Source organism: Paenibacillus sp. MSJ-34, assembly GCF_018918005.1.
In the GTDB taxonomy this organism is placed as follows: Bacteria; Bacillota; Bacilli; order Paenibacillales; family Paenibacillaceae; genus MSJ-34.
In genome coordinates, this window is record NZ_JAHLPR010000087.1 from 1 (window position 1) to 10,688 (window position 10,688).

8 protein-coding genes are annotated in these 10,688 nt (G+C 53.0%); 6 read left to right on the top strand and 2 right to left on the bottom strand.

Features of this window, described 5'->3' with window-relative positions; translation table 11 throughout:
* Positions 1-106: 106 nt before the first annotated feature.
* Positions 107-382 (bottom strand): autorepressor SdpR family transcription factor, encoded by a 276-nt coding sequence (locus tag KQI79_RS26500; RefSeq protein ID WP_216541350.1) that lies wholly within the window; start codon positions 380-382, stop codon positions 107-109.
* Between the two features lie 161 nt (positions 383-543).
* Positions 544-2,085, bottom strand: coding sequence for an NAD(P)H-hydrate dehydratase (locus tag KQI79_RS26505; protein ID WP_216541357.1), 1,542 nt, complete (start codon positions 2,083-2,085; stop codon positions 544-546).
* Positions 2,086-2,819: 734 nt separating this feature from the next.
* Here KQI79_RS26505 and KQI79_RS26510 point away from each other — a divergent pair.
* The 6 genes from KQI79_RS26510 (at position 2,820) to KQI79_RS26535 (ending at position 10,526) form a co-directional block, all read left to right on the top strand.
* Positions 2,820-5,051, top strand: coding sequence for a helix-turn-helix domain-containing protein (locus KQI79_RS26510; protein ID WP_216541351.1), 2,232 nt, complete (start codon positions 2,820-2,822; stop codon positions 5,049-5,051).
* A gap of 236 nt (positions 5,052-5,287) precedes the next feature.
* A complete protein-coding gene (locus KQI79_RS26515) occupies positions 5,288-6,655 on the top strand; it encodes an ABC transporter substrate-binding protein (RefSeq protein WP_216541352.1) in 1,368 nt (455 codons plus the stop codon).
* Positions 6,656-6,720: 65 nt separating this feature from the next.
* Complete coding sequence (locus KQI79_RS26520) at positions 6,721-7,641, top strand: carbohydrate ABC transporter permease (RefSeq protein WP_216541353.1); 921 nt, start codon at positions 6,721-6,723, stop codon at positions 7,639-7,641.
* A complete protein-coding gene (locus KQI79_RS26525; protein WP_216541354.1) occupies positions 7,638-8,465 on the top strand; it encodes a carbohydrate ABC transporter permease in 828 nt (275 codons plus the stop codon). The genes KQI79_RS26520 and KQI79_RS26525 overlap by 4 nt, the downstream gene beginning before the upstream one ends.
* A 26-nt stretch (positions 8,466-8,491) precedes the next feature.
* Positions 8,492-9,493, top strand: coding sequence for a Gfo/Idh/MocA family protein (locus KQI79_RS26530; RefSeq protein ID WP_216541355.1), 1,002 nt, complete (start codon positions 8,492-8,494; stop codon positions 9,491-9,493).
* A gap of 10 nt (positions 9,494-9,503) precedes the next feature.
* Positions 9,504-10,526: an aldose 1-epimerase gene (locus KQI79_RS26535; protein ID WP_216541356.1), complete on the top strand. Its 1,023-nt coding sequence runs from the start codon at positions 9,504-9,506 to the stop codon at positions 10,524-10,526.
* Positions 10,527-10,688 lie beyond the last annotated feature (162 nt).

Genomic DNA, 10,688 nt, shown 5'->3' on the forward strand with positions numbered 1-10,688 from the left:
ACTCGATTTTTGAACTGGGTTTAGTTTGGTGTTGTCTTTTTTCCTGACTCATTGACCTGTTCCTTAAAGTAAATTTCCAATTCTCATGAATCAGGGGCTTGACATCTTACCGCTGGACTTTCGATTGTTGTAAGTCAATCATCCATTTCATAATGTCTTGAAATACCGAAGTGTTGAGCGAATAGACGATATTTTGCCCTCTCCGCTCAACCCATACGAGTCCGGCTTGCTTTAAAAGATTGAGGTGGTTGGAAATACTCGGCTTGGTCATATCGAAATTGTCGGCGATTTCGCCGGCTGTGAGATCGCCGTTCTTCAACAAATCGAGTATTTTGCGCCGAGTCGGGTCGGACAACGCTTTAAATGCGTCATTGACAGACATGGGATCGGGATCTCCTTTCATCGAAATTTAATATTTAGAAAATTATCTAAATATATAATAATCGCATGCTTCAAGTTTTGTCAAGGGATATGCAGACAAAAAAACAGGCTGTCTCAGTTCACCTAAAGACAGCCTGTTCTGTAGCGGCAACCGCGTTCCGGTTATAAGCAATCGATGATGTCCCCGGCGATGAGCGAGCCGGGGGAGGGGCGGCTTGCGGCGGCCCGGTCGCCAGCCAGGCCGTGGAGATAGACGCCGAGGGCCGCGGCCAGGCCCGCGGCGCAGCCTTGCGCGAGCAGGCCGGCGATGACGCCCGCGAGCGCGTCGCCCGCCCCGCCCGTCGCCATCCCCGGGTTGCCCGACGTGTTGACGAACACGTCGCCTTCCGGGGTGGCGGTCACGGTGCGGGCGCCCTTCAGCACGAGCGTCACGCCGTGCTGCGCGGCATAGCGGCGCGCCAGGCCGATGCGGTCGCGCTGCACCTCGCTCGCGGCCAGGCCCGCAAGGCGCGCCATCTCGCCCGGATGCGGCGTGAGGATCACGGGATGGGTGCGCTTCGGCCATGCGCCGAAGTCGCCCGCGTCCGCGATCATGTTGAGCGCATCCGCATCGACGACGAGCGGGCATGCCGCGCCCGACCAGATGGCGCGCAGCCATGCGCCGTCGCCCGCAAAGCGGCCCATGCCCGGCCCGATCGCGAGCGCGCTCTTGCCTGCGGCCAGCCGCAGCACCTCCCCGGCCGGCACGGCCGCCCAATCGCCGCGCCCGTCGTCGGGCACGCCGTGCAGCATCGCTTCCGGCGCCCGGCCGATCATCGGCGCGAGCAGCCGTTCCGGCAGCGCCCAGCTGACGAGCCCGGCTCCCGCGCGGAGCGCCGCTCTGGCGGCCAGCAGCCCGGCGCCGCTGTACGGCAGCGTCCCGGCCGCAATGAGCGCATGCCCGTAGGTGCCTTTATGCGCATCCGCTTGGCGCGCCGTTGGAAGCTTCACGCCGAAGCGGCGCTGGAACAGGGCTTCATCCGCCCAATAGGTCCGTATGCCGTGCCGTTCCGCCAACCCCTCGGGGATACCGATCGGCTTCACCGCAACCCGGCCGGCCCGTTCCGCGCCAGGGTATTGCGTCAATCCCCGTTTGAGAAATGCCAGCGCCACGGTCACATCCGCGCGAATGCAGGGATCATGGACTTCCCCGGTATCCGCGTTCAATCCGCTGGGAATATCGATCGCCACCGTCGGCAGGCCGCTGCCGTTCGCTTCCCGGATGAGCGAGGCGTACGGCTCCCGCGGAGCGCCGGCCGTTCCCGTACCGAGCAGCGCGTCCGCAATCCCGGCATACCGATCCCATTGCACATTCCCCGGGGCATACACGGAGGCGGGAATGCCCAGGTTCGCGGCGATATCCCGTTGGATCGCGGCGTCTTGCGTCAATTGCTGCGGTTCCATCGCATACAGCAGCTCCGCCTCGACGCCCAATTCCCGCAAATGCCTTGCCGCGGCGATGCCGTCGCCGCCGTTATTTCCTTTGCCGACCAACATAAGCCACGGCTTGCCCGCCCCAACGGTTCCCCCCGCATGCGCCAATGCGGCAATTTCCTCCGCCACGGCCCGGCTTGCGTTTTCCATGAGAACGAGCGCGGGTATCCCGATCTTCTCGATGGTATATTGATCCAGCAATCGCATTTCATGCGCGGTTACAATATGCATCATCCGTCCGCCTTTCCCACTTATTTGCTCAATTATATCACGCTCGCGCCTCGTTTTTCCCATCCCATGACCCTTATGTGATCGACCGTCCCCCGTCACGCAGCGGAACACCGCGCGCCGGGAGCCGCTTGCGGCACGAAAGGCGGGTTGAGCGGCCATTGTCCGCCGACGCAATGGCGTTGCATTGAGGAATTGCTATCCGGACCGTACGGCCGTTATTTTGCGTCAAACTTGCTTTTTCGCTGTTTAGGCGGACAGTGGTTCCGTTATCTGTTCGTCGGAGGGCTTATTTCTACGCTTTTGCCGCGAATAAAGGATCGTATGTCCGCAAACGGTCCGAAATCGGGCCGTTTGTCACAATTAGCGTCTCCTGTGTCCGCAAAACTTGGGGAGCAGGGCGGTAGAAGAAATGAGAAGGAATAGCACCGTAATCCACACAGCTGTCTCAATATTTCCTGAAAAAAAAGTTAATGCAACGCCAGTGCAGCCGACGGAAGGCGATTGCAGCGGTTCACCCTGCGCCATGGACGCCGATCCTGTCGGCCGTTATTGCCGTCAATTTTCGCAACGCTTCTTTCCAGTCCGGTTCAACCGCCACATACTGCATGCCGATCACTCTTGCCAACGTTTCCTTCCCGTTTGGCAGTGTCGAAATTTCGTCAAATAGTGTAGAATGATGTCGAAAGGTTGAAAGGGCATTCAATCAAAACTCAGAACCGGGTGGGGAGCGATATATGACGAAATCTTGGCTATCTCGGACGCTATTGTCGTATATTCCGTTATTTTTCTTCGTCACGTCTTTTTTATTTTTTATTTTCATCTTTACATTGAACGAGCAAAATCAAAAGGAAACGGCAAGGGCCAATCATTTCCTGGCCGAGCAGGCCGTACGGATGGTCGATCACTCGCTCAAGTCCATCGATCAGAAAGTGACCGTCGAAATGCTGAGAAACGACAACGTTTTGCAATATTACGAGTTTGGGCAGGAGAACAATCTATATACGGATGTCAAAGTGCTTCGCATCTTGCAAGACTGGATGATCGCCAATCCGTTGATCGATTCCATCTATTTGGTTCGTTACAGCGACGAGACGGTGCTTACCGGGAGCACGACCTATCCCTTGCAAACGTTTGCGGACAAAGAATATGTGGAGAGCATGAAGGATACGCCGAACAGCCGATGGTCGAACGTCAGGCCGTACCGGGAGTCGGGGTGGGAGAAACCGAAATCGGTCGTCACGCTGTCCAGAGCGGTCTCGATCTTCTCGAAGGATAAAGGAATGCTGGTGCTTAACGTTCGCACCGACTCGCTAAGAACGTATCTTAGCGAGATGTATAATCCGCAAGTCAGTTATCTGGATTTCTTCGACGGGGCCGGACAAAACGTCTTGTTCCCGGAAGAAGAACAGGCCGGAACGAACGAACGGATGCGGCAGCTGTCGCAGATTCATTCGGATTACACGGGGTGGGAAGCGAAAAGCGGCATAATTCAGACCGGCTTTGTGAGCTTCATTCTAAGCGTTTACAACGTTTGGTTTACGGTTGGCATCATCGTCATGATCGGTGCGGTCGGGTGGATGATTTATGTAACGAGGAAAAATTACCAGCCGATCAAATCGATTGTAGAGCAGATTCAGCAGCGCGCCTCCGGTCAAACCGCGGACTCTAAAAACGGGACAAGGCCAAACAACGAATTTAAGCTGATCGAATCGACGATCAATACTATGTTTCATCAATTTAATCAATACGAGCTGCAGTTTGAGCAAGATTTGCACATTAAGCGCAATTTCTTCATGTTCGAACTGTTGGAAGGGACCCGTTACATCGGAATGGAGCAATGGAAAGAGGAAGCGGCCAAATATAATTTGCCGGAGCTTTTCGGGAACCAATTGGTGCTCATGATCGAAATCGATAACTACGATAAATTCAGCAAGGATTACAACCAACGGGACCAAGGGCTGCTCAAGCTTGCGCTCGACATGGCGCTCAAGGAAAATTTCGAAATGGGGGGCTTCCGGGTCGTTACGCTTTGGAACGCCTCCAATCAATTGACGGTGATGTTGGGCGACGATTTTGAAATAAGCGATTCCCGCGGCAATCTGGATTCGGCGCTGCACAAGATTCGGGATTGGATCGGCGAATACTTGAAATTTACCGTTACGTTCGGCATCGGCGAATGGGTCGCGGAGCCTTCGGCGCTGCGCGATTCCTACAGGAAGGCGGGCGACGCGCTGCAATTCAAGTCGATTTATGGAGAAAACAGCGTCATTAAATACGATAAAAGCTTGCAATTGCAAGGCAACGTATACGAGTATTTGCATACGCTCAAATCGATCGCCGACGCTCTCGCCTCGTCCAAGGATCAATGGAAGGACGAGCTTGCCGCATTATTCGAACGAATTCGCACGGAGAAAATGGCCAAGAACGATATTATCCGATTAATCAGCCAATTGACGCTGCAATTGGATCGAAGCTTGTCCGGCCTCAGTGCGGATATCCAAAAAATTTGGAAGACCGATACGGTTCGATCGTTGCACGCTGCGGTACAATCTTTCGAGAGCCTTGCCGAACTGGAGGATATTTATACAAAAAGTTTGGCAGAGTTCGATCGGCAAGCGGAAGCGCTGCGGGAGTCGAGAAATCATCATATGCTGATGAATGAAGTGAAGCTGTTTATCGATAAAAATTTCATGGATGCGAACCTTTCCTTGGAAACGCTGAGCGACCGGTTCGGGCTAAACGGCAAATATGTTTCGAAATTGTTTAAAGAGCAATTCGGCATGAAATTCGTCGATTACTTGATTCATTTGCGCATTGAACAAGCGAAGCGGATGCTGACCGAGACCGACGAGCCGATCCAGACGATTGCGCTGCAATTGGGATATTCGAGCCCGATCTCGTTCTCGCGCACGTTTAAGAAGTCTTCCGGGCTATCCCCGGGCGATTACCGCAAGGAAACAAGATAAAAGTTTGGTTGCGAAAATAGTTTGTTTTGCGGCTGGATAAAATAAGCAATGAAATTGCCGGAACGCAGCAACGAAGGAGGCTGCCGTCCGGTTTTTTTCTTCTAAGTTTGGCGTTTGAAAAGTGTTTATTGTGAGATTTGTCACGGTCATGCTTAAATAAAACCACGCCTCGCGGCGGGATCGGATGAAGCGGCGGGCGAAATACAACATACATTTACATGAAGGGGTGTTGATTCATGAATCGCAAATCATTACGAAAGAGTTCCCTCTCATTGGCCGCTCTTGTGCTAATGCTCATCACCGTACTTTCCGCATGCTCGAGCGGGGGCAATACGTCGGCCGGCAGCGGCGATTCCGGCGACTCGTCCAAAGGCGGAAAAGTGACGCTTACGTTTGAAACTTCGGTCTACGCCGAAGAGCCGCACAAAAAGGCTATTGACGCATTAATCGCCAAATACAACGAAATCAATCCGAACGTAGAAATTAAAGTGCACGGAACCGACTACGAAAATTTCTGGGACAAGCTGACGACGGAAGTCATCTCAGGCCAGCAAGGCGACATCGTGCAAGTGTACCCGGAGAACATTAATACTTACAATTCGCTCGTCGAAGGCGGAGCATTCGTTAATTTGGACGAATATATCAAAGGGAAAGATCTTGAAACCGATTTAGTAGGCCAGGAATTAACCCAAATCGACGGTTCCTACTATGCCGTATCCAATTACGCATGGGGAACGACGGGGATTTTTTACCGCAAATCGTTGTTCGAACAAGCCGGCATCAACCCCGATGACGTGAAAACATTGGAAGATTTCAAAGAAGCGGCGATCAAGCTCGGCAAAGACAATCAATACGGATTTGCCAGCGTCGTCGGATCCCATCCGTTCGTGGCGTCCGAGTGGTACCGGCTCGTAGCAAGACCGGTGTCCGGCGGAATTTACTTCGCGGACGGAGAAGCGGGACCGTATACGACGGATCGCATCAATGTCAATTCCGAGGCGAATGTATGGGCCGCGAAGTGGTGGCAGGATTTTATTAACAATCCGCAAGCGACGCCTCCGGGAACAAGGGACAAAAAAGTAGGGCGCGAGATGTTCTGGAACGGACAAGCGGCCATGAATATGGACGGCCCGTGGTTTATCGGCATGACGAAGGAGCGCGACCAGGCGTTGATGGACGATCTCGGTCTGCTGCCGCAGCCGGTCGTTCAATACAACGGTCAAGATTATAAACCGAATCCGACGATGTATCCGCTCGTCGCCATGATCTCCAAGAGCAGCAAACATGCGGATGAAGCATGGAAATTCCTAGAGTGGATGACGACTCCGGAAGCGCAGGCCATTATTTCCGGCTCGGGCATGATTCCAAGCAGCAAAACGTATGCGAATACGGACGAGTACACGAGCGAGAATCCGCTCGCGGCCCAGTTCTTCGAGTATCAGGAAAATCTGTACGGTCCTGCGGTCATGGACCCGCCGATTCCGCAGCAGGGGGCGATGTCCAAAATTTTGGTGACGGCCGCAGAGGATATGTTCATCGGGAAAAAAGACGTGAAGGAAGTCTTGGACAAAGCCGCTACGGAAATGAAATACACGATCGAGTAAACGGTAAGGCTATCCGGTAATCTGCTTGCCGGGTAGCCTTCCTTTCAAGCAAAGGAGGAGGATGTATGAGGACATCGACGAATGCCGGAACCGGCCGGAAATCTATTTTCGGGAACAACCGGACTGCCTATCTATTTATTGCTCCTCTACTCATTTCAATTACGTTAATTTTATTGTACCCGATTGCGAAATCGGCGCTGATGAGCTTGCAATATTGGTTTGTGGCGAAGCCGATACCGGGCGGACATCCGTTTGTAGGATTGGACAACTATAAGAAAGTGCTCAACTCGGGATATTTCTATCAATCGTTATGGATTACGTTTCTCTATATTGTCGTGACGGTCGCGGCAAGATATGTGCTCGGCCTTGCGACGGCCATTTTGCTCAACATTGAGTTCAAAGGAAGGGCCTTGGTGCGGGCGCTCGTCATTATTCCGTGGGCCGTGCCTGAAGTAGTCACTTGTCTCGTCTTTATTTTGATGTTCGACTATCAATATGGCGTCATTAACGATATTTTGATGAAAATGTCCTTGCTTACCAACCCGGTGGCCTTTCTAGGGGATACGCAAACGGCATTATGGGCGGCGATGTTCGTCAACGTGTGGAAAGGGTTCCCTTTCGCCGGCATTATGCTGCTGGCCGGATTGCAAAGCATTCCGAAAGATATTTACGAAGCCGCGACGGTGGACGGCGCTTCCAAGTGGAGACAATTCAAGAGCGTGACGCTTCCGATGCTTCGTCCGATTTCCGTCGTCGTGTTCCTGTTGCTCGTTATTTGGACGATTAAGGACTTCGGAATTGTGTATGTATTGACCAAAGGCGGCCCGAGCCGCGTGACCGAAGTGTTGACCGTGTTTATTTATCAAATGGGCTTCAAAAACTTTGAATTCGGCGTCGCCGCCGCGGGAGGAATGATTCTGCTCATTCTCTCGCTCGCATTCACCGTCTTGTATATGAAAGCGACGAAAGAGGGGGAAACGACATGAAGAAACTGCCGATCTATCTTGCCGCCGTACTGCTCTCCCTGTTTGCCGTCGGCCCGTTTTTATGGATGATGATCACTTCGTTCAAGACGCAAGGGGAAATTTACAGCAACCCTGTGCAATATTTGCCCTCCGGTCTGCATCTGAACGGATACAAAAGCATGTTGAATCCGCATGCCGACGCCAATTTGAATTTTATCAATTGGTTTCTGAATACGGCGATCGTTTCGTTTCTAACGACCTTGTTTTCGTTAATTATATCCGCATTGGGCGCTTATTCGATGTCGCGGTTCCGTTACAAGGGGCGGATGACGATCGGATATCTGATCCTGGTAACCCAGATGCTTCCGGGATCGCTGCTCATTATCCCTTTATATATCATCATGAAGGATCTTCATCTGTTGAATTCGCATTTCGGGCTCGTCATCGCTTACTCGACCATGGCGATCCCGTTCTGCACATGGATGCTCAAAGGATACTTCGACAGCATTTCCGTATCGATCGACGAGGCGGCGATGGTGGACGGAGCCAATCGCTGGATGACGTTCAGCCGCATCCTGCTTCCGTTGACTTTGCCGGGATTGGTTGTGACAGGCATTTTCTCGTTTCTCACCAGTTGGAACGAATTTCTGTTCGCGCAGACGTTTATTAGCGATTATGAGAAATGGACGCTCTCGGTCGGCATTGCCAGCTTCCAAGGGCAATATGTGGTCAATTGGGATTATCTTATGGCCGGTTCGGTGTTTACAACGTTGCCGATCGTCATCGCTTTCTGGCTATTGCAAAAATATTTGGTCAGCGGCATGACGGCAGGCGCAGTCAAATAAATTTGGGACGTAAGGAGAGGTTGTTCATGATTAAAGTTGGAATCATAGGTATGGGGATACGCGGAAGTTTGTTCGCCGAGGCGATACGGCAAAATCCGTTTGCGGAGGTCGTTGCCGTGAGCGACGCTTTCGAGCAAACGCTGCAGCGCAGCGTCGATCAATACAAAGTACGGGGTTACGCGAACGTGGAAGACATGTTCGACAAGGAGGAGATGGATGCGGTTGTCATTGCGACTCCGGATTTCCTTCATATGAAGCCCGTTATGCTTGCTGCGGAGAAAGGCGTTCACATTATGGTGGAGAAGCCGTTTTCCACCAGCGTGGAAGAGGCCGAACAAATGGCTGCCGCCGTCGAACGTTCCGGGGTGAAATGTCTGGTCGCATTCGAAAACCGTTGGAACTCGCCTTTTGTCGCGGTGAAAGAAGCGGTGGCGAATGGTGAAATCGGGAAAATAATTACGGTCAATTCGCGTCTGAACGATACGATTTATGTGCCTACCCAAATGTTGAAATGGTCCAAAGGCTCGACGCCGGGCTGGTTCCTGCTTCCTCATGCCACCGATATCGCATTATGGTTGAAAGAGAGCAAGCCGGTCCATGTGTACGCGGTCGGAACGAAGAAGAAGCTGGTATCGATGGGGCTCGATACGTACGATTCGATTCAGGCCGTCGTCTCCTTCGACGACGGAACGCATGCGACGTTTACGACAAGCTGGATTTTGCCGGAAACGATGCCGCTGATTTACGATTTCAAATATGAAATTATCGGCGAGAACGGAGCGCTGTATGTCGATCTGTCGGATCAAATGGTGCGCAAAGCGGCGAGCAGCTATCAGCATGTGCATACGCTTGGAACGCCGATTAACGGCGCATTGACTTCCGCGCCAAGCTATATGCTGAATTCCTTTATCGACAATATTCGCCTGAACACGACGCCTGAAAGCAATGAAGCGGCGGGCTTGCTCAACACGAAGCTGGTTCATGCGATTCATCGTTCCGTAGAGAGCGGAGCGGTGGAATACTTGTAAGGCGGTCGCCATGAGCGGATGTTCAGCAGAACGGATCGCATGGTTCGGTCACGATGGCATACTGGCCCAAACGGATGAGCTCGAGATGGTGATCGTGCCCGGCTTGGGCAGCCAGGTGACGGCGCTCCGCAGCAAGCGGTTCGGTTTGCCGCTGCTGCGCGAGCCGGCCAGCCTTCGGCAATACGCCGATTCGCCTGTATTATTCGGCATCCCGATTCTGTTCCCGCCGAACCGGATCGCGGACGGAACCTTCACCTACGGCGGGCGGACTTACCGGTTTGATATCAATGAACCGGAGAAGCATAATTTTATCCACGGTTTTGTCCACGAACGTCCCTGGGACGTTGCGGATATGCGCGTGGAAGGAGAAGCGGTTATTGTCTCTACCTTGTTCGATGCCGCGCGTTTTCCCGATGTGATGAGGCAGTTTCCGCATCCGTTTCTTATTCGGATGACGTTCCGGTTGGAAGGCGCTCGGCTTACGATGGACGCGAATATCGAAAATGCCGGTACGGAGGAATTTCCTTGGGGTCTCGGCTACCATACGACGTTTCGCTATCCGTTCCGGCCGGAAGGATCGCTGGAACGATGCAAGGTGCAGGTGTCTATAGGCGAGCGATGGGAACTGGACGAGCGCTTGCTTCCGACAGGCCGCCTGGCATCTTGTGTATTGGGGGAATCGGTTCGGAAGTCCATGTTCATGGACGGGGTCGATTTGGACGATGTGTTCCTGGCCGCGCCATCGGCGGAAGACGGCAAGAATCGCGCCGTATTGACCGACTTGTACGCAGGCGTCGAAGTGGAGTACGAGTGCGACGGCCATTGGAAGCAATGGGTGCTGCATAACCGTACGGAAGGAGAACGCTACTTATGCCCCGAGCCTTATACGTGGGTAACCAATGCGCCGAATGTTCCGCTCCCTCCGGATATGACCGGATTGCAGACATTGAAACCGGGCGAAACGAAGCGTTTGCGGACGGTCATTACGGTGAGGGCTGCGTCCGGCGGGAATGTAGGGAATGTTAGTTCGTAAGCGAATATGCCGTTAAGACACCCGATGGGGGTGTCTTTTTTTAACATTATAGAATTTATAAAATTTTGGGGTGGGCAGGGCTTCCGCCTCGTTTTTGTTTTTGGTAAGGTTAGGATATGGAGACGAACGTGCTAAAACGAATCTTCTTTGATGAACATGGAC